General features: G+C 61.4%; 17 protein-coding genes. 7 read left to right on the plus strand and 10 right to left on the minus strand.

Going from position 1 to position 18,968, the window contains the following annotated elements; all coding sequences use genetic code 11:
- Window positions 1-30: 30 nt before the first annotated feature.
- Window positions 31-438: a DUF302 domain-containing protein gene (locus tag NF78_RS18410; protein WP_035990666.1), complete on the minus strand. Its 408-nt coding sequence runs from the start codon at window positions 436-438 to the stop codon at window positions 31-33.
- A 410-nt stretch (window positions 439-848) separates the two neighbouring features.
- Between NF78_RS18410 and NF78_RS18415 the strand changes: the two genes are divergently transcribed.
- Window positions 849-2,540 carry an RluA family pseudouridine synthase gene (locus NF78_RS18415; RefSeq protein ID WP_035990668.1) on the plus strand — a complete coding sequence of 564 codons (1,692 nt, stop codon included), beginning with the start codon at window positions 849-851 and terminating at the stop codon, window positions 2,538-2,540.
- Between the two features lie 105 nt (window positions 2,541-2,645).
- Here the strand turns inward: NF78_RS18415 and aspS are convergent, their stop codons facing one another.
- Window positions 2,646-4,439: an aspartate--tRNA ligase gene (gene aspS, locus NF78_RS18420; RefSeq protein WP_035990671.1), complete on the minus strand. Its 1,794-nt coding sequence runs from the start codon at window positions 4,437-4,439 to the stop codon at window positions 2,646-2,648.
- A 128-nt stretch (window positions 4,440-4,567) separates the two neighbouring features.
- Between aspS and NF78_RS18425 the strand changes: the two genes are divergently transcribed.
- Window positions 4,568-5,326, plus strand: coding sequence for an HAD family hydrolase (locus tag NF78_RS18425; protein ID WP_035990673.1), 759 nt, complete (start codon window positions 4,568-4,570; stop codon window positions 5,324-5,326).
- A gap of 61 nt (window positions 5,327-5,387) precedes the next feature.
- Window positions 5,388-5,957 carry a DUF1802 family protein gene (locus NF78_RS18430; RefSeq protein WP_035990675.1) on the plus strand — a complete coding sequence of 190 codons (570 nt, stop codon included), beginning with the start codon at window positions 5,388-5,390 and terminating at the stop codon, window positions 5,955-5,957.
- On the opposite strand, the gene NF78_RS18435 is transcribed toward NF78_RS18430, so the two are convergent.
- On the minus strand, window positions 5,938-7,368 hold the full coding sequence (locus NF78_RS18435; RefSeq protein ID WP_035990677.1) for a 1-acyl-sn-glycerol-3-phosphate acyltransferase: 1,431 nt from the start codon (window positions 7,366-7,368) through the stop codon (window positions 5,938-5,940). The two genes, NF78_RS18430 and NF78_RS18435, sit on opposite strands and share 20 nt — an antisense overlap.
- A gap of 748 nt (window positions 7,369-8,116) precedes the next feature.
- On the opposite strand from NF78_RS18435, the gene NF78_RS18440 reads away from it, so the two are divergent.
- Window positions 8,117-8,689: an FHA domain-containing protein gene (locus NF78_RS18440; protein ID WP_035990679.1), complete on the plus strand. Its 573-nt coding sequence runs from the start codon at window positions 8,117-8,119 to the stop codon at window positions 8,687-8,689.
- Here the strand turns inward: NF78_RS18440 and dprA are convergent.
- The 5 genes from dprA to NF78_RS18465 form a co-directional block, all read right to left on the minus strand.
- Window positions 8,686-9,825: a DNA-processing protein DprA gene (dprA, locus tag NF78_RS18445; protein ID WP_035990681.1), complete on the minus strand. Its 1,140-nt coding sequence runs from the start codon at window positions 9,823-9,825 to the stop codon at window positions 8,686-8,688. The two genes, NF78_RS18440 and dprA, sit on opposite strands and share 4 nt — an antisense overlap.
- A 55-nt stretch (window positions 9,826-9,880) precedes the next feature.
- The gene (locus NF78_RS18450) at window positions 9,881-10,159 is read right to left on the minus strand and encodes a hypothetical protein (protein ID WP_035990683.1); all 279 of its coding nucleotides are present in this window, start codon (window positions 10,157-10,159) and stop codon (window positions 9,881-9,883) included.
- A gap of 52 nt (window positions 10,160-10,211) precedes the next feature.
- Window positions 10,212-11,759: an AAA family ATPase gene (locus NF78_RS18455; protein WP_035990685.1), complete on the minus strand. Its 1,548-nt coding sequence runs from the start codon at window positions 11,757-11,759 to the stop codon at window positions 10,212-10,214.
- Window positions 11,760-11,872: 113 nt separating this feature from the next.
- A complete protein-coding gene (locus NF78_RS18460) occupies window positions 11,873-12,511 on the minus strand; it encodes a 50S ribosomal protein L25/general stress protein Ctc (protein ID WP_052050728.1) in 639 nt (212 codons plus the stop codon).
- Window positions 12,512-12,568: 57 nt separating this feature from the next.
- Window positions 12,569-13,903: an adenylosuccinate synthase gene (locus tag NF78_RS18465; protein ID WP_035990686.1), complete on the minus strand. Its 1,335-nt coding sequence runs from the start codon at window positions 13,901-13,903 to the stop codon at window positions 12,569-12,571.
- Between the two features lie 215 nt (window positions 13,904-14,118).
- On the opposite strand from NF78_RS18465, the gene NF78_RS18470 reads away from it, so the two are divergent.
- A complete protein-coding gene (locus tag NF78_RS18470; RefSeq protein WP_263970654.1) occupies window positions 14,119-15,741 on the plus strand; it encodes a cation:proton antiporter in 1,623 nt (540 codons plus the stop codon).
- Here the strand turns inward: NF78_RS18470 and NF78_RS18475 are convergent.
- Window positions 15,725-16,420 (minus strand): potassium channel family protein, encoded by a 696-nt coding sequence (locus NF78_RS18475; RefSeq protein ID WP_035990688.1) that lies wholly within the window; start codon window positions 16,418-16,420, stop codon window positions 15,725-15,727. The two genes, NF78_RS18470 and NF78_RS18475, sit on opposite strands and share 17 nt — an antisense overlap.
- Window positions 16,421-16,683: 263 nt before the next feature.
- Between NF78_RS18475 and NF78_RS18480 the strand changes: the two genes are divergently transcribed.
- On the plus strand, window positions 16,684-17,745 hold the full coding sequence (locus NF78_RS18480) for an adenosine deaminase (RefSeq protein WP_052050729.1): 1,062 nt from the start codon (window positions 16,684-16,686) through the stop codon (window positions 17,743-17,745).
- 68 nt (window positions 17,746-17,813) lie between these two features.
- Here the strand turns inward: NF78_RS18480 and NF78_RS18485 are convergent, their stop codons facing one another.
- A complete protein-coding gene (locus NF78_RS18485) occupies window positions 17,814-18,134 on the minus strand; it encodes an RNA recognition motif domain-containing protein (protein WP_035990690.1) in 321 nt (106 codons plus the stop codon).
- A 342-nt stretch (window positions 18,135-18,476) separates the two neighbouring features.
- On the opposite strand from NF78_RS18485, the gene trxA reads away from it, so the two are divergent.
- On the plus strand, window positions 18,477-18,800 hold the full coding sequence (gene trxA, locus NF78_RS18490) for a thioredoxin (RefSeq protein WP_035990692.1): 324 nt from the start codon (window positions 18,477-18,479) through the stop codon (window positions 18,798-18,800).
- Window positions 18,801-18,968: the final 168 nt, after the last annotated feature.

The following is an 18,968-nucleotide window of genomic DNA, read 5'->3' on the forward strand; positions in this document are numbered from 1 at the left end:
CCCAGGGCCGATTAGCGGGTCAGCCAACCGCTAAACCGCTGCGGGCTGCGCCGCCGACAGACGGGCCATCACCGCCTGCATGCTTTGGCTGGCCTCTTCGGCGATCTCTCTAGCCTGGGGACTGGAGAGCACGGCGAACATGGCCAGCGGGTCAATGGCTGAGACCTCTACCCGGCCATTGTCGCGGGCTTGCACCACCACGTTGCAGGGGAAAAGCACTCCGGCCTTGTCGTCCAGTTGCAGCATGGCGTGGGCCACCTGGGGATGGCACGCACCCAAGATGGTGTAGCGGCGAAAGTCAACTCCCAATTTTTTCTTAAAGGCGGCCTGAGCATCGATCTCGGTGAGAACGCCAAAGCCCTCCTGGGCGAGGGCTGCGGTCACCAGGGCGATCGCCTCCTCAAACCCGACAGACAACATCGTGCTGAAGTGATACATAAACAAGAATCCTCAATTAGAAACAAATAGAGGACTAGCAAGAACACTTGTCCTCTATGAATCATTACATAGCCAAATAGTAAAATAGTCAAGCAAGCTACCCTTGCCTGGGGTGGGTATAGCCTGGTGGCAAGCCTGCGATCGCTGGTCGTCCGCCTGATGAGCAGTCTCCCTGCCCCACCCAGGGAGACGATCACCCTAGTGCTCTGTCAAGCCTCAACGGTGTCTACATTTGGGGTGGCCTGCGGTCAAACGTTACCAGGGTGAGAAAGACAGCACCGCCAGGGATATCCGCACGGCGATAGTCGGGCCTGAAAAGGTATGGCAAAGGACGGTGTTAGGGTTCTCGAGTGGCGGCTGCTCCGCTATGCTGAATGCTCACCCTCATCCACCGCTGCGTAGCCTAGACCGTGCTGGACTCGTTGCTCTTCCCCCTGGACGACTGGCTGGCAGACCCAACCCTCCCCGCTGCCGAGGGGGCAGACTACTACTATCAAAGCCAGTGCCCTCGCACCGGGTGGCACCGCCTGCCCCGTACCGCCTTGGCCAGGGCAGTAGCCCAGCGGCTGATGGCACAGCTTGGCACCCCTGCCGAGGGCAAAATGTACGGCGTGCTGCTGGTGCAAACCCCAACTGGGATAGGGGTGCTCAAAGCGTTTTCGGGGCTGTGGCAGGGGCAGGCGCAGGTGCCGGGCTGGGTGCCGCCCATACCGGGGCGATCGCAGGTCGCGCAGCAGGAGGCCCACACCCTGGCTCAGCTGGCGATGATCAAAGACCGGCTGCTCACCCTGCAAACATTGCCGCAGCGAGGGGTCTACGATGACCTGCTCCAGCAGCAGGCCGAGGCCCGCCAGAGGTTAAACCAGTGTCACCGCGATCGCAAGCAAGCCCGCGCCCAGCAGCGCCAAACCCTCGCCCGCACCCTGACCGGAAACTCCCTCGCCGAGGCCCTAGCCGCCCTGGAGCACCAGAGCCGGGGAGACAAGGCCGAGCTGCGACGATTTAAGCAGCGGTGGGGCGATCGCCTCGCCCCTCTGGCCGCCAAAATGCAGGCCGCTGATGCAGAAATCGCCGCCCTCAGACAGCAGCGCCGCGACCTCTCCCGCCAGCTCCAGGCCGATATGCACGCCGCCTACCGCCTTGCCAACTTTGCCGGGGAATCGGTGGTGATCCAGAATTTGGCAGCTGGGGGCAACCTGCCCACGGGCACGGGCGACTGCTGCGCTCCCAAGCTGCTGCACACCGCCGCCCAGTATGGCCTGCGGCCCCTGGCCCTGGCGGAGTTCTGGTGGGGACCGGCCCAGGGGGACAGACAGCCGGGCCAGTTTTACGGGGCCTGCGCCGAACGCTGCCAGCCGATCATGGGATTTCTGCTGTCGGGCCTGTCGGCCCAGGTGTTGCAGACCGTAAATCTCCCCGTCGGGGCGCAGCATGCTGTGCCCCGACCCGCAGGAGCCATTCAAGTTGCCCTGGGGATTCCCGTGCTGTACCAGGATCCCTGGCTGATCGCGGTGGACAAACCGGCGGGGCTGCTGTCGGTGCCGGGGCGAACCGGCGATCGCGCCGACAGCGTGCTCTCCCGCCTGGGCCTGACGCTGCCCCCGGCGGCCTTTCTGCAACCCGTCCACCGCCTCGACCAGGACACCTCCGGGGTGCTGCTGCTGGTCCGCGATGCTGCTACCCACCGCCAGCTCAGCCAGCAGTTTGCCCAGCGCCAGGTGGCCAAAACCTACCAGGCGATCGTGGTGGGGGAGGTTGCAGAAACCTCGGGCATCATTGACCTACCCCTGTGGGGCGACCCCGCCCAGCGCCCCCGGCAAGGGGTAAACTGGCAGCAGGGCAAGCCCAGCCAAACCAAGTTTGAGCTGCTGGGGCGCGAGGGGGCGCGATCGCGAGTGGCTTTCTACCCGCTCACGGGCCGCACCCACCAAATCCGCGTCCATGCCGCTCACCCCCAGGGGCTAAATGCGCCGATCCTAGGCGATCGCCTCTACGGCGGAAGTGAACCGGGGCAGCGACTGCACCTCCATGCCCATCGCCTGGACGTCACCCATCCCCACCGGGGCGAGCTAATGACCCTGACCGCCGCCGTCCCGTTCTAGCTGATGTCTTCAGGCTAGTACTCTGCGGCGTAAGTTGGCCAACCGTTCCTGACACCTGACACCCGACACCCATAACAAGGGTTGTTATATTTCTGCCCGCCAATACTAGGCATCGGCTTCGGGGTCGTAGGTGGAGGCGACGTGCAGTTCCTTCAGCTGGGCCTCGTCCACCCCAGAGGGAGCCTGGGTGAGCAGGCAGCGAGCCTGCTGGGTCTTGGGGAAGGCGATCGCATCGCGGATCGACTCTTCCCCGGCCAGCAGCATCACCAGGCGATCGAGGCCGTAGGCAATGCCGCCGTGGGGCGGGGTGCCATACTCGAAGGCTTCTAGCAAAAAGCCAAACTTGTCGCGGGCCTCGTCGTCGCTGAGGCCAATGGTTTCAAACACCTGGCTCTGCACCTCGGGCTGGTAGATACGCAGGCTGCCGCCGCCGATCTCGTAGCCGTTGAGCACCAGGTCATAGGCCACGGCCCGGGCGGTCTTGAGGTCGTCGATGTCCTCGGGATGGGGCGCGGTGAAGGGGTGGTGCAAGGCTTCCAGCCGCTGTTCGTCGGCGTTCCACTCAAACATGGGGAAATCGGTCACCCACAGCAGGTTGTAGGTGCCCTCGGGGATCAGGTCCATCTCGCGGGCGATCGCCTGGCGCACCCGATCTAGCGTGGCATTGACAATGCTGGTCGGCCCCGCCCCAAACAGCAGCAGGGTGCCCTCGGTGGCTCCGGTGCGGCGCAGCAGCTCCGCCATTTGGTCTTCGTTGAGGTTGTCTTTGATCGCGCCAATCGTGTCCACCGCACCATTGGCCCGCACCCGCACGTAGGCCAGCCCCTTGGCCCCGGCATCCGCCGCAATCTTGAACAGGTCGCCGCCGGGCTTGATCCGCACGTTGGAGATCTGATCGTTGCCGCCCGGAATCGGTAGCACCTTGACGATGCCGCCGTCGGCCACCGCCGCCGAAAACACCTTAAAGCCGCAGCCCTTGACCAGGTCTGACACATCCACCAGCTCCAGGCCGTAGCGGGTGTCGGGCTTGTCGCTGCCGTAGCGGTCCATGGCCTCGGCGTAGGTGAGCCGGGGAAAGGGGCGGGGAACTTCCACACCCTGGACCGCCTTAAAAATGTGGGCCACCAGGGCTTCGTTCAGGGCCAGGATTTCGTCCTGGGTCATGAAGCTCATTTCCATGTCCAGCTGGGTGAACTCCGGCTGGCGATCGGCCCGCAGGTCTTCGTCGCGAAAGCAGCGGGCGATCTGGTAGTAGCGATCGACCCCCGAGACCATCAGCAGCTGCTTGAACAGCTGGGGTGACTGGGGCAGGGCGTAGAACTCACCGGGGTTGACCCGCGAGGGCACCAGGTAGTCCCGCGCCCCCTCGGGGGTGGAGCGGGTGAGAATGGGGGTTTCCACTTCGTAGAAGCCCTCCTGATCCTCCAGAAAGCGGCGGATCGCCTTGGTGACTTCGTGGCGAATGCGCAGGTTCTGGGCCATGCGATCGCGCCGCAGGTCCAGGTAGCGATACTTCAGCCGCAGGTCTTCGCGCACACTCTCGGCGTCCGCCGTGGAGACCTGGAAGGGCAGCGGCTTGCGCACCGCGTTCAGCAGCTCGATGGTGTCCGCGTAGATCTCGATCTCGCCCGTGGGCAGCTTGGGGTTGATAGAACCCTCCAGGCGCTGGCTCACCCGGCCCTGAATTTTGACCACGTACTCGTTGCGGAGCGGGTCGGCCTGGGGGTATGACTGGGGGGTGCGCTCGGGGTCGCTGACAATCTGCACCACTCCGGTGCGATCGCGCAGGTCGATAAAAATCACGCCCCCATGGTCGCGGCGGCGATCGACCCAGCCGAACAGGGTAACGGTACTGCCGATGTCGCTGGCCCGCAGGGTGCCGCAGTAGTGGGTGCGCATAGTGAACTGCTTATAATTTCAAAACCTTCCCATTATCTAGGATAGTGGGTGAGCTGGGAACGAAATTTTCGAACGCCCCAATCCTGGCGCGGTTTGTCAGGGAATAGTTGCTTATTTGAGGATTTGCTATGGTGCATGTCCGCTGCGGGCCCCATCTCATCACCGACATCGAGGCGATCGTCTTTGACAAGGATGGCACCCTGGCCGACTCGCGGGGGCTATTGCAGCGCACCGCGATCGCCCGGGCCGAGGCCTGCGCCGCCGCCGTGGGAGGTGGCGACGATCTGGTACAGGTGCTGCTCGGCTGCTTTGGCGTCTCGGCCCAGGGCATCGACCCCGACGGACTGATGGCGGCGGGCACCCGCGAGGCCAACCGGGAAGGGGCGGTGGCGGTGCTGGTAGAGGCGGGGTACGCCGCCGAAAAGGTGCAAGCCGTGGTGGCCGAGTGCTTTGCGGCGGTGAACCAGGCCCGCAATGGCAAAGCCGTCTACACGCCCCCCTTCGCAGGCACCGCAGCCATGCTGGAGCGGCTGCACCACAGCCCCCTCAAAATCGGCGTGCTGTCCTCCGACAGCCCCGCCTACGTGGAAGAATTTCTCCGCTACTACGACCTGACCCCCTGGGTGGCGGTCGGGCGGGGCACCGCGCCGGGGGAACCGCCCAAGCCCGACCCGACTTTGTTGGTCCAGGTGTGCGATCGCCTCGCTGTACCCGTCACCCGCACCCTGATTGTCGGCGATAGCTGGGCTGATCTAGCATTGGCAGAACAGGCCGGGGCGGCAGGCTTTATCTCTGTCTCCGCCCCCTGGGGACGGCAACCTGTGGCCAAAGCAACCCTGGTACTCAGCCAGTGGGCAGATCTGACCGTAGAGCCAGGGCCAGGGTAGATCGATCGCGGTCCGAGCCCTGGGGCGTGTCGTCAATACATTACCTCGGAGAGCACAGGCCATGGTGTCATGGGTTTTAAAGGAATGGCAGGTCGCCGTTACCGCCCTGCTACAGGGCAAAACCATGCTGCTGCTGCGCAAGGGCGGCATTCGCGAGGCCCGAGGCCAGTTTTCCCTGGCGGCCCGGCAGGTGCTGCTGCTGCCTACGGGGGAGCACCAAAAGGAAGCCCTGCTGAAGGACGAGTTTCGCCCCCTGGTGCAGGCGGTGCCCGGTGACGATCCGGTGCGGTTTGAGGGCTGGGCCACCATCACCCACGCCCTGCCCCTCACCGCCGAGGCCGAGGTTGCCCCGCTGCTGCCCCACCTGGTGTGGAACCAGCAGTTTGTGGCCGAGCGGCTGACCTGGCAGCCCGATCGCCCCCTGTACGCCCTGCTGCTGCGGGCCTACCGTTTTCAGCATCCGCTGCTGCTGCCGCGCCACAAGGGCTATAGCGGTTGCCGCTCCTGGGTAGAGCTGGGCCAGGAGGTTGAGGCCTCCACCCGGACCCCGGCAATATCCGAGGCCGACTACCAGGCCCAGGTGGAGGCCATTCTGGCCCTGCTGCCGGAGGTTACTCCGGTGGGGAGCTAGGCGGAATCATCCCCTCCAGGGCCACCTGGAGGTCGGCGGTGAGCTGGGCGACCGCCTGCTTGCGGTTGGCCTTGTAGTCGGCGAGGCGATCGCTGACCGAGATCGGCTCGCCCACCGTCAGCACCGCCTGCTGTGGCCCCAGCTTGGGCCGGGGGAAAGGGTTCTGGCCCTGCACTAGACAGACCGTATCCCGCAGAATCATCACCGTTTCGGCAAAGCGCTCGGCGGAGGGGCACTGGCGCACGTACTGCCCGGTGACGGCGACAAAGCTCTCCACCAGGCGCATGTGCCACATGCGCAGATTCGCCTCCTCGGCCTCGCGATCGGCCAGCCCCCGCTCCACCGCTGACAGGGGCCGATCGCCGCCCAGGTCCTGGCGAAAGATGCGCTCCCAGCCGGCCTGCTCAATCCGGCGACAGCGATCGATCACGCCCCCCTTAGGCGGCAGCTTGAAGTAGGTTTCGGCCACTTTGAGGGCGGCATCCATCAGGGCGGCGAGGCGCTTGGCGAAGTCATCCGTGCCAGCGTCGCCGGGCCCGTGGGGCTCCGACTGCCCAGCGGGGCTGGTCTGGGGCAGCGCCGTGCCGTAGATCCGGTTGTAGTAGGTTTCCATCAGGCTGAGCAGGTGCTCCCCCAGGCCGTACAGCCGCCGGTAGCGGTGTTCCATGGCGGTCTGGGCCGTATCGCCCGCCGCGTAGGCCACCGGAGCCGGAGCCAGGCCGTTTTCGACCTCCAGGCGATCGAGCCAGCGATCGAGTTCGGCCCAGGGCGGCGTGATGTAGCGGTAGGCAATGCCCAGGGGGGCGATCGCAACCTGCTCACTGCGGCCCTGGCTCTGCATATCTTCTACGCACCAAAACCCCATCTGGGCCACCCCGGGCTCCAGGGGGCTGACAATCTCGGTGTGTCCGTTGTTACCCCCCTCGGGGGCGGCGGCAAGGGGCAGAGATCCGTTGGCAAACAGGTGACGGGCCGACCTGAGCCCCTGGCGATCGAGCTTGCCCCGCTGAATCGGCGTCCCCCCCAGGCGACTGTAGATCCACCCCACCCAGTCCCCAGCCCAGAGGGGAATGCCGCGATCGTAGATGAAGTGGCTGTGAACCGGGTGCTTGAGTTTGATGCCGAGTTCCCGGGCCCGCTGGGGCACCGCGTACCACATCAGATGGGCTAAACAATAGGAGTCCAGCGGACTGGGATGCCGAAACGCCAGCAAAAACCGGGTTTCCTGGGCGTTGAAAGCCCGCAGCAGGTGTACCAACCCATCGACATTTACGACATCCACCTGGCGAATCTGCTCGCGCCACCGCATCCAGTGGGGCAACCCCAGGCGGACCAGGGACAGCACTCGCGTATCGAAGGTCGGAGGGATAAAGTCCAGGGGTGGCTGGGCGCGGTTGGAGAGGTTGGCCACGGGGTCATGCCAGAGGCGAGAATATCCTGATGATATAGCAGAGACTCAAAAACCCTTCAACCTTCAATTCACCTTCGATCCACTCCAGCCTCAATCCACTCCAGCCTTAATCCACTCCAGGGCGTGTCATCCTCGCCCCTCACCCTGCAGCCCCTGAACCGCTGAACCCATCAGCACTAACTTGCTAGTGCAGCGTCAAAGCTAGAAATTAGGGCTCCCGTAGGGTGGGTGAAGCGCTAGCGGATGCTATTGGCGAAATCAACAATCTGCAAAATACGCTTGGAAAAGTTGCCCCCAAAGGCCCCCCTAACCCCCAATTTTTGGGGGGCCGGAAAGTCAAAGTCCCGCAAAAGTTGGGGGATTTAGAGGGCTAACGCCACCCAAACTACAAACTTCGGTTTGACATAGCACTAGGTACTTACCTCTAGCCGTCAATTAAAGTCCATCCGTAGAATTGCGGATCAATCATAAAGCTTTTATAAGTAACCCCAGCTCCAGGATTGTGCAACCTGCACAAACCCAGTTTAATGGCAGCAGCCAAGCCCACCTGGGCCGGGCGCTGGAGCAAAATCGTCGCGTGTCATTGACATATCCTCTCAGGAGTTTCTAAATGCCCCGGGCTGAAAGCCCAGAGCATGGGTGCATAGACTGGGTACACCGCCACCACCACCCCGAGTCAGGGCTCAGGCTACTGCGGCAGCGGGTGACCCGTTCTAGAGACGCAATAGTGGTAAATCGACGGTTCGCTATGGTTTCTTCACAGTTTTTTTCAGCTAATGCCGGACAGCAGTCTTCCAGTCCGTTTCTCCCCAGGGGCACCAGCCGCCAGCCGGTCGATTCTCCCCCCTGGCTTTTAGACACCCTCTTTCGCAATCTGAGCTACGACCTGGAACAGGTGGCCGATGTCATCGATCCGATTCTGACTGCCCAAAACCACTGCTACCGCACTGACTGGTACGTGCAGGGCATCGTCACCGACGGGCGGGCGTTTCTCAGCACCAACATCAATACCGATCGCGCTATTCAGGTCACCCTCTGCGGCACCCGCTGGCTGCTGGGGCAGAGCGGTCGCTGCACCGTGGCCCTGCCCCAGGCCGGGCTGGCCGACTGCCACGCGGCTCTTAACTTTGACCCCCAAAAGGGCTTTTTTATCACCGACCTGGGCACCGACGGCGGCACCTGGGTCAACGGACGCCGCCTGGCTCCGGCCCAGCGCCACTACCTGCAAGACGGCGACTTGATCAAGCTGGCCGACCTGCGGTTTGAGTTCCTGCAGCAGCGCTGCGACCAGCCCGTGTGGCATCTTGATGACAGCTTCTAACAGCGCTGGTAGCGCATCCCCGGCAGCTGCGTGACTAGGCCCATTAACTCTAGTTGCACCAGAGTCGCCAGTACCTCGCTGGTGGGTTGAGCGATCGCCTGTACGAGCTGATCGAGGGTGGTGGGTTCGTCGTTAATAGCCGCCAGCACCTGGGCCATAGCGGGCGACAGCGGCGGCGGGGTGGCGCTGTTGGCGGGGCGATCGCCCCTGCCGTCGGCCTCTGTCTCGTCGGTCTTGGCTGGGCGCAGCTGGGGCAGTTGACCCAGGGCCGTCACCAGTGTCATGTCGCTCAAAATCATTTGGGCCCCCTGGTTAATCAACTCCAGACAGCCGTGGCTGTTCGGGTTGTCGAGGGAACCGGGCACCGCGTACACGTCGCGGCCGTAGTCGTTGGCCAGCTGAGCGGTGATTAGCGCTCCGGAACGGGACGGGGCTTCGGTCACCACCACCGCCCGGCTGAGCCCGGCAATGATGCGGTTGCGGCGGGGAAAGTGGGCCCGCTCAGGCGGGGTGCCGTTGGGGTACTCGCTGAGCAGCAGCCCCTGGCGGGCAATGCGATCGTACAGGTCGCGGTTAACTGAGGGGTAGATCTGATCCACCCCGGTGCCCAGCACCGCAATGGTGAGCCCGTTGTCGTCGAGGGTTTGCTGGTGGGCGTAGCGATCGACGCCCTTGGCCAACCCCGATACCACAACCACGCTGTGGCCCACCAGCTGCCGGGTCAGGCGACGGGTCCACCGCTTGCCGTAGTCCGACGGATTGCGGGTGCCCACGACGCCCACCGAGGGCATCATTTGCAGGGCGCTGGTCAGCTCCAGCCGCCCCCGGTAGAAAATAACCGGGGGCGGGTCGTCAATTTCGTAGAGCAGGGCCGGGTAGTCGGCATCGGCCGGCGTCCAAAAGTTGGGGTGCTGCTGCTCGTAGCGGGCCAGCAGCTCCGGGGGCGAAACCCGCTGCCGATACTCCAGCAGGCTGGAGCCTAACCCCAGGCCAATGCCCTCCACCTCCAGCAGCTCGGATCCGCTGGCCTGCCAGGCCGTGGCCAGGGTGCCAAAATGGCTGCACAGACGCTTCAATAAAATTGGGCCCAGGCCCTTGGCCTGAGCCCAGGCCAGCCAATACGCTCGTTCTGCCATGCTGGGCGGTAAAAACTGCTACCGCTCAGTATGCCCCGCTACCATTCCCCAGCCGCTATCGTCGGGCTCGGGGGACTCGCGGGCTGCGGCTACGCCCGAAAAAATTGCCCAGGGGCAGGCGCTTAGGGTTGAGCTGCCGTAGGGAGGCGGGCAGCTCCAGGGCGGTGGTCGGCTCGCCCCCAGGGGTAATCCACCAGGCGTGAATGGTGCCCCCCGCAAACCCGGCCACCGCCCCTAGCAAAATACTGGGCACCACCTCGTAGCCCAGCAGCAAAAACAGGAACAGAAACGCCAGCCAGATCTTAAAGGCGGTTGGAATAATTTTGTCGGCCACCGTTCCGTCCTCTCAGGAGCGCCAAACAGGCGGACAAAAGGCCTCTGCCCGTCTATGCCCCTACTATAGCGGCTATCTGCGGTGGCAGATCCTGGGTGGTGTCGATCGCGGTTACCAGTCCCTGTTCGGCCTCGCTAAAGGGCTCCATGTGCTGCTGCTGCAGTACGGCCACGGTGGCATCGGCAATGTCGCCGCTGCGATCGCGCACCCGCTGCTCCAGCACCGCCATTGGCGCAGTGCAGTGCAGAATACTCAGGGGTAGGCCCGCCGCCTGGATCGGCGCGATCGCCTGCTGCCGCCGGCTGGCGCGGTCGTACTTGGCGTCCAGAATTACCGCATACCCGGCCTGGGCCAGGGCTATGCCCAGGCTGAGCAGGCGATCGTAGGTTTTTTCAGTCATGGCTGGGGTATACAGGCTGTCGTCCCCGCGCTGATCCAGCGGCACCCCGGCCAGGTGCTTCCGCACCGCATCGCTGCGCAGGTGAATGGCCTGGATCTGGCTGGCCAACTGTCGCGCCGTGGTGGACTTCCCCGACCCTGACAGCCCCGCCATCATGTAGACCCGGCCCTGCTGGGGCTGGCACACCGACCAGGCCAGGCGGTAGTAGCCCGCCGCTGTCTCAGCGGCCCGCTGCTTGGTCGCTTCGTCCACCCCAGGATCGCCCAGCAGAAAGGAGGTCACCTTGGCCCGCACGTAGGCCTGGCGGCTGATGTACAGGGGCAGCAGCCGCAGCCCTTCCCAGTCCCCGGTGCGCTCCACATAGGTGTTGAGAAAGGCGTTGGCCAACTCGCCGCAGTCCTTAGACAGCAAATCCATCACTACAAAGCCCACGTCGTACATCACATCCACAAACCGAAAGGGTTTGTTGAACTCAATGCAGTCAAACAGGTAGAGCTGGTTCCGCCAGTGGCAGATGTTGTTCAGGTGCAGGTCGCCGTGGCAGGCGCGAATCCAGCCCTGGTCGATGCGCTGCTGGAACAGATCCCCCTGGGTAGCAAAGATGCGATCGCTGTAGGCCCTGGTCTCGTCAAACTGGGCCTGGGTCTGGGGGCCGCCGATATAGCCCAGGGTCTGCTCGTAGTTTTCGTCAAAGGCCTGGCGAATTTGCTCGACGGTGCCGTAGCTGCGAATCTCGTCGTCAGTTTCGGCCCCGAGGTGAAAGGCGGCCACGGTCTCCGCCAGCTCTCGAATCAGCGCTTCCCCCAAATCGCCCCGCTCGTACAGGCCGCTGAGCAGGGCCGTCTGGGGAAACTGCACCATTTTGACGGCGTACTCCACTGGTTCCCCGGTCGGCTCCCCGGCGATGAGACCATAGCTGTCCCCCGTTTGGCCAATTCCAACCACCTCAAGGTACAAATCCCTGGCCCCCCGCTGGTTCAGGCGCAGCTCTTCGTGGCAGAAGTGGCGGCGCTTCGACCGGGTGGAATAGTCCAAAAAACCGAAGTTCACCGGCTTCTTTAACTTGTAGGCGTAGTCGCCGGTCAGCAGCACGTAGGAGACGTGGGTTTGCAGCAGCCGAATCGGTTCAGCGACCGGATGGGGGTAAAACCCCGGCTGACACATCTGCTGAATCAACTCAGGCAGGGCGGCATCGGTCATAGGTACCTTCAAAACGGTTGAAACATACGATAAAGGGGCCAGGAATCGCGTTCCCAGCCCCCAGCAGGCCTGCGTCGATGGCCGACCCAGGCGACGGCCCAAACTAGCCCTGCCTACTCGGCTGCTGGTGCCTCTTCGGCCACGGGGGCCAGGGGCTCATCCAGGGCCACTTCGGTTTCGCTGGTGGGTTCAGCCATGCGGCCCGGCAGCACGGTGGCGATCGCCTGGTCGACTTCGCCAACCACCACAGCCCCAGCGGGCAGGGTCAGATCGGTGATGCTGAGCGTATCCCCGACGGCCAGGTTGGTGATGTCAATGTCAATGCTTTCGGGAATGTTGATCGCCTTGCACTTGACGGTGAGTTCGGTGATTTCGGAGTTGAGCACGCCCCCCTCATCGGTTACACCCTTGGCTTCACCCACAAAGTGGATCGGCACAACGACTTCGACCTCGTCCTGGGCCTTAACGGCAAAGAAGCTGAGGTGGTAAAGCGCGTTTTTCCAGGGGTGCGCCTGCACTTCCCGCAGCAGCGCTTTGCCATTCCACGACAGGTCGGGAATTTGCAGATCGATCATAGTGTTGTTGACAGCAGCCTTGCGCAGCAGCATTTCCGCCGCATGCTGATCGACGGTCAGCGACACAGACTCGGTGCCATCGTGACCGTACAGCACTGCGGGCAGCAGTCCCTGGCGGCGCAGCGCGTTGGGCTTGGCCTTCGGATCGCGCGATTTACATTCAATAGTCAGTTCCATGGAAAATCCCCCCGTTGATAACTCATTCAAAAAGACAAACTTGACGACGCCTCAGCCCTAGGCCACCTGAGGCTCTCCATTCTCGTAGAGCAGCGCCCGCTTCGGCCCGTGGATGGGGTCCTCTACGATGATGGTCTGGTCGCGGCTGGCCCCCAGCGACACGATCGCGATCGGTACCTCCATGAGCTCCGCCAGAAACTTGAGGTAGTCCAAGGCGGCCTTGGGCAGGTCACTGAGCGATCGGCAGTGGTCGGTGGACTGCTTCCAGCCGGGCATGGTCTTGTAGATCGGCTTGCAGCGGCTAAAGGCGTCGGCACTGGCCGGCAGCTCCTCGCAGCGCTCCCCGTCTAGCTCGTAGGCCACGCACACCTCGATTTCGTCCACATCGTCCAGCACATCGAGCTTGGTGATGGCCAGGCAGTCGAGGCCGTTGATGCGAACTGCATAGCGACCAATCACGGCGTCGAACCAGCCGCAGCGGCGGCGGCGACCGGTGGTGGTGCCAAACTCAGCACCGCGATCGCACAGCAGTTCACCCACCCCACAGGTGAGTTCCGTGGGGAAGGGGCCTTCGCCTACCCGCGTGGTGTAGGCCTTGGCCACGCCGATGACGCGATCGATCACCGTGGGGCCAATGCCGGTGCCAATGCAGGCCCCCCCCGCCACCGGGTTAGAGGAGGTGACGTAGGGATAGGTGCCGTGGTCGAGGTCGAGCAGCGTACCCTGGGCCCCCTCAAACAGCACGTTTTTGCGCTGGCGAATGGCCCGGTACACGTGCAGGGAGCTGTCGATGATGTGGGGGCGCAGCCGCTCGGCGTAGTGAGTATATTCGTCGATCACCGCCGCCGGGTCGAGGGGGGGCAGATCGTAGAGCTTTTCGAGAATGCCGTTTTTGTACTGAACAGTCCACTCCAGCTGCTTACGCAGGCGAACATGGTCCATCAGGTCAATGACGCGAATGCCTATACGCTCTGACTTGTCGGCGTAAGTGGGGCCAATGCCGCGCTTGGTGGTGCCGATCTTGTGGTTGCCCCGGCGCTCCTCGGCGGCCTGATCGATCAGACGGTGGTAGGGCATGGTGACGTGGGCCGCATTGGAGATAAACAGATTTTTAGAGGAAATCCCTAGCTCGTCGAGCTTGTCGAGTTCGCCAATCAGTGCCTTGGGGTCGATCACGGTGCCGCTGCCAATGACGCACTCGGTTTCGGGGTAGAGAATACCCGAGGGAATCAGGTGCAGCTTGAAGGTCTGGTCCTTCACCACTACGGTATGCCCCGCGTTGACCCCACCCTGGTAGCGCACCACCACATCTGCCGAGCGACTCAGCAAATCGGTAATTTTGCCCTTACCTTCGTCGCCCCACTGGGCCCCAATCACTACAACGTTTGCCAAGGGAATTCACGCCCTAAAGTTCACACAAATTCCCATTATCACTAAGAGAATGTCATTGTGTCAACTTGCCGCAGCAACGTTGCTCAGTTGATGAAACATCCCCGCGAGGTTGGCTGGTGACCGCCAGCCAACCTCCGGCAAGATATTAACCTCCGGCAAGATATTTTCTGATGCGCTGACTATCCCCTCCTATGAAACACCCTAGCGCTTGGCCCTTGCACCTATTCGCTGATCTAGCCCCATCTACCCCACTGACCTCAGGACCCCAGGCAAGTCTGCTTGACATCAATGTCGCCGAGATCGCCAGTATCCTGACCATTCTTCTGCTCGTGGCGACGGGAGTCGCCCTGATCTCCCGTCGCTATCGCGTGCCCTACGTCACCGGCCTGGTGCTGGCCGGGCTTGCGGTCACAGAACTGCTGCCCCAGCCAGTGCGCCTTGACTCCGATCTGATTCTCAATCTGTTGCTGCCCATCCTGGTGTTTCAGGCCGCTATCAACACCGACATCAGCCGTCTGCGCACAACGGTCAAGCCGATCAGTCTGTTAGCTGGCCCCGGGCTGGTAATTGCTTCGGGCGTTACTGCCCTGGTGCTACGATTGGCGCTCAACCTGGACTGGATTCCAGCCCTGCTGGTGGGTACGATCCTGGCTAACACAGACACAATTTCTGTGATTGCTGTGTTTAAAGAAGTGAGGGTGCCCGATCGCCTGTCCACCATTGTGGAAGGTGAAAGCCTCTTCAACGACGGCGTCTCTCTCGTTCTCTTTGGTCTCATTCTTCAAGCTCACACAACTGGCCATCTGACGGTCTTGGGGGGCCTACAACAGCTGTTTGTAGTCATTGTGGGAGGCAGCCTGCTGGGGTTGGCCATTGGCTATCTGTGTACGGCCCTCTTTGTAGCGCTATCCGATGACCCCCTCAGCGGCATCTTGTTGACCGTAGCCGTTGCCTTTGGCTCCTTCCAAGCAGGGCAAGCTCTACAGGTTTCGGGGGTGGTAGTGGTGGTAGTGGCCGGGCTCACCGTCGGCAATCGCGGCTTATCTCAAAGCTTATCGGCCTCGAGCAAAATCACGCTGCTCAACTTTTGGGAATACGCTGACTTTTGCGTCAACACGTTTATTTTCTTGCTGATTGGGCTTGAGGTGGATCTGCTACAGCTGTGGGGAATTATTCCAGCCATTGCCTTGGCGATTTTCGCCTATCAGCTGGGTCGTCTCCTGTCGGTTTATCCTCTCCTCTGGCTGACAAATCGCGTCGATATCCCTATTCCTCTGCGCTGGCAACATGTGTTCTTCTTGGGCAATATCAAAGGGTCATTGTCCATGGTGATGGTGCTCAGCTTGCCCGCTACAATACCAGGACGTACGGATATCATCACGCTGGTCTATGGGGCTGTGCTAGTTTCTCTGGTCGTGCAGGGTTTGAGTCTGCCCTGGCTGGTGAAGTGCTTGAATGTCGCTCCGGTTTCAAAAACTCGGCAAAAAATTGAGGCGGCTCAGTCTCAGCTCATTGCGGCCAAGGCTGCCCAGGCAGAGCTGGTAAAGCTCCGCGACGGTGGGGTTTTATCTAAATCAATGTATGAAGAAATGCGGGCCGATTACCAGATTGAAGTGGCTGAGGCTGAGACTCAGCTGCGCCATCTCAATGGCCGTCACATCGGTTCTCAGCGCCCCAGCTACGGCAGAACCGTCAAGCTCAATGCCATTAAGCGCCAGCTGCTGATGGTGGAGCGCAGCGCCCTCAATGATGCAGTCCGTAAACGCATTATCTCAGCCGAAATTGTGTCTCCGCGCATCGAGGCAATTGACAATCAACTGCTCACTCTAGAAGACTAGTTTCCTGGGAGGGTTGGAGCAGGTCAATCAGCGTGTGTAATGTTTCTGGCTTGGTGACAACCAGAACCTTAGCATTGGGTTCTAGAACGGTGTCGCCATTGGGAATGACTAAATTTTCATGGGAGTGGGCCTGATAGCCGATAATCAGCGAATTAGGCGGAAAGCGTGGGTCGCGGGCAATGTCGGCCAGACGGTGATTGACGAAGCTGCAATCGTCAGTAATGGAAAGTTTGAGCACCTCAATCTGGCCCTTCTCAAAATGCATAATCGACTCAACCTGGGGATACTCGGCGGCGTTTACCATGGTCGAGACGGCCAGATCTACGGTGCTAATAATCTGATGGGCCCCTGCGTGACGCAGCGGATGTTCGAAGTCTCGGTGGCGCAGGCGAGAAATGATGTGGGGCACCTGGTAGTGTCTGGCCAGGGAAACAATGGCCAGGTTGAGCGCATCGTACCGCAGCGCCGCACAGACAATGTTGGCCTTGTGAATGCCAGCTTCATACAGGATGTCTGTGCTGACGGCACTTCCCTCAAAGGCCATGACGCCGAGGCGTTCCCTGGCGTAGGCACAGGCGTTTGGATCGATGTCAATAATGGCAACGGTGTGGCCAAGCTTGACCAGGCGCTGGGCCAGGGTGCGACCAATTAACCCAGCCCCGCCAATGAGTGTGTACATAGTGACCAACTGCCAGAGTTTTTGATCACAGTAGCAGGCTCTGGGGGGAGGGCGTGAAGAGGCCCAAACCCAGGTAAAGGGCTGATGACCACCCAGTTAAATGTACTTAACCTTATACCCATCCAGTGAAATATGCGATAGAACAGATTGAATATCTATTTACATTTCTTTAGATTTCCTTTGGATTTGCAGTTTGCAACCCCTGCTTAGGTTGGTTGCTGGGTTGGCCCGATCGACATTGACACTACACAGGGGAGGATGCCATGAGTCTATACGCAGAACTACACCGCCACCTGGGCGGTTCGGTGGTCCCAAGGGTGCTGTGGCGCTACTTTGAGCGCAACCGCCCCGATCTCTCCGGTCAGTTTGCCGACTACCCGGCCTTTGAGCAGTTTTATACCCGACCCCGCAACACCCTGGCCGAATACCTGGAGCTACACACCCTGGTGGAGAGCGTCCAGACCCATGAGGCGCTGCCCTACTTTATCTATCGCCTGATTCGCGGGGCCTACATCTTCGAAAACCTGGCCTACCTGGAGCTGCGCTACACCCCCTACCTGCGCACCCCTGAACACTTGCCCCAGGCCCAGCGCATCGACGCCATGGCTCAGATCGTGGAGATTGTGGGCCGAGCCAGCGAGCAGCCGGAGTACCCCATCGTCACCAAGCAGATTCTCTGCATGCACTCGAAACTGCCCTACGAGGTCAACCGGGCAATTGTGGAGCTGGCGGGGCAGTACCCGCAGTACGTGTGCGCCGTAGATGTGGCCGGGGGGGACGGCAAGTACGGCGATCGCATTGATGAGTTTACCCAGCTCTACCAGCGCGCCCTGGACCTGGGCCTGAAGACCACCGGGCACCTGTATGAGACCATTGAGGGCGATCACCCCAAACTGCTGCCCTACCTGATGCGCATCGGCCACGGCATTCAAATTCCGCTGCGCCACCCGGAGCTACTGCCCGAGGTGGCGGCCCAGGGCCAGTGCCTGGAGGTGTGCCCCACCACCTACCTCAAGACCGGCACCCTGGAAGAGATTCACCAGCTCAAGACTGTGTTCGATCGCTGCTTTGAAGCCGGGGTGGACATCGCCATCTGCACCGACAACGCCGGACTGCACAACGTGCGCCTGCCCTTTGAGTACGAAAACCTGCTCACCCACGATGTGATTGGTTTTGAGGAATTGCAGGCCTGCCAGGAAGCGGCCTTTCGCCACGCCTTTGCCTGGCCCCATAGCCTGCCCCCCACGGCCCTGCTGACGGACATGCTGCAACTGCCCAGCCAGGCTCATCCGGTCGATAGTGAAGGCGTACTGGCCCTGTCCTGATAGACACGCGAAAGGGGGTTCAGACAGTCTGCCTGAACCCCCTTTCGCGCTAGTTAGCTGGTTAAGGCTTAGTAGCCGCCGCGGGAGAAGCTGTCGCCGCCGCCTCTGCGACCGCCGCCGCCAAAGCTGCCGCCGCCGCTGCGGTTTTCACGGGGCTTGGCCTTGTTGACCTTGAGGTCGCGACCCATCCACTCAGCGCCGTCTAGGGCTTCAATGGCGGCGGATTCTTCGGCCTCGGCGGCCATTTCGACAAAGGCAAACCCGCGCATCCGCCCGGTTTCGCGATCGGTGGGAAGCTGCACCCGTTTGACCGATCCGTACTCGGCAAATACAGCCGTTAGATCGTCACTGGTAGCGTCATAGGACAGGTTGCCTACGTAAATTGACATTGTTGGTCTCCAAAAAGTAAAGGACTTGTAGAGCAAAATTTTGGAGAGAAGCCTGTCAATGGAAAAACGGAAAAACGCGTTAGTACTAAAAACAAATACTGCTAACCAATCTCTAAATCTCTAGCCGTCAGCCTAGCATGTTTGAAAAGAAGATGGTGTGTTGAGATGCGAAGTAGCTGCCCCCCCTGGTTCAGGCTGCTTAAATTCGGCCAAAAGCTTGGCTAAAGCCTTCATCTGCGGCCAACCGTACATTGGCTGCCATGTGAAGATTTGTGTTTTAGCTGCGGCGATGGCGCTGAGACATCAGCGTGGGAGAATGAACGTTTAATTGAGACTTAACGTATGCCTGCCGCCTATATCGAAAACGAAACTGAGTTTGACGCACTGCTGAATGCGGAGTCGTTGTTTGTGGTGGACTGCACCGCCGCCTGGTGTGGCCCCTGCAAGCTCGTCGCACCGCTGATGGACAAGCTGGCTGACGAGTACGGCGATCGCGTCAAGGTCTTTAAGCTTGATCTCGACGCCAACCAGGGCGTAGCCAAGCGGTACGGCATCCGCAGCATTCCCGCCGTCATGTTCTTTCAGCAGGGCGATGTGGCCGAAACCCTGGTGGGCGTCAAAAAGTACGACGAATACAACGAGACCCTGAGCAAGTATCTGGGTTAAGGGCCGTCGTTAGTTCGCCTCTAATGCCCTAGGGCGTGGCATCAATTGTGGCTAAACGTCCCGGATATCAAGCCTTGCCACGCCCGACCCAATAGACAGGCTAGGGGCTGCAAGCCTTGATTTTTATGGATTCAGCAGCTAATTGATGACAGCCCCTAGAAGCCATGC

Source organism: Leptolyngbya sp. KIOST-1 (assembly GCF_000763385.1).
Taxonomy (GTDB): Bacteria; Cyanobacteriota; Cyanobacteriia; order Phormidesmidales; family Phormidesmidaceae; genus Nodosilinea.

What these genes read in the sequence shown, in the direction of transcription:
- NF78_RS18430 (WP_035990675.1), top strand. Translation starts at nt 5,388, where the DNA reads ATGGTGTCATGGGTTTTAAAGGAATGGCAGGTCGCCGTTACCGCCCTG.
- aspS (WP_035990671.1), bottom strand. Translation starts at nt 4,439, where the DNA reads ATGCGCACCCACTACTGCGGCACCCTGCGGGCCAGCGACATCGGCAGT.
- NF78_RS18455 (WP_035990685.1), bottom strand. Translation starts at nt 11,759, where the DNA reads ATGACCGATGCCGCCCTGCCTGAGTTGATTCAGCAGATGTGTCAGCCG.
- NF78_RS18485 (WP_035990690.1), bottom strand. Translation starts at nt 18,134, where the DNA reads ATGTCAATTTACGTAGGCAACCTGTCCTATGACGCTACCAGTGACGAT.
- NF78_RS18440 (WP_035990679.1), top strand. Translation starts at nt 8,117, where the DNA reads ATGGTTTCTTCACAGTTTTTTTCAGCTAATGCCGGACAGCAGTCTTCC.
- NF78_RS18475 (WP_035990688.1), bottom strand. Translation starts at nt 16,420, where the DNA reads ATGTACACACTCATTGGCGGGGCTGGGTTAATTGGTCGCACCCTGGCC.
- NF78_RS18410 (WP_035990666.1), bottom strand. Translation starts at nt 438, where the DNA reads ATGTATCACTTCAGCACGATGTTGTCTGTCGGGTTTGAGGAGGCGATC.
- NF78_RS18460 (WP_052050728.1), bottom strand. Translation starts at nt 12,511, where the DNA reads ATGGAACTGACTATTGAATGTAAATCGCGCGATCCGAAGGCCAAGCCC.
- dprA (WP_035990681.1), bottom strand. Translation starts at nt 9,825, where the DNA reads ATGGCAGAACGAGCGTATTGGCTGGCCTGGGCTCAGGCCAAGGGCCTG.
- NF78_RS18480 (WP_052050729.1), top strand. Translation starts at nt 16,684, where the DNA reads ATGAGTCTATACGCAGAACTACACCGCCACCTGGGCGGTTCGGTGGTC.
- NF78_RS18425 (WP_035990673.1), top strand. Translation starts at nt 4,568, where the DNA reads ATGGTGCATGTCCGCTGCGGGCCCCATCTCATCACCGACATCGAGGCG.
- trxA (WP_035990692.1), top strand. Translation starts at nt 18,477, where the DNA reads ATGCCTGCCGCCTATATCGAAAACGAAACTGAGTTTGACGCACTGCTG.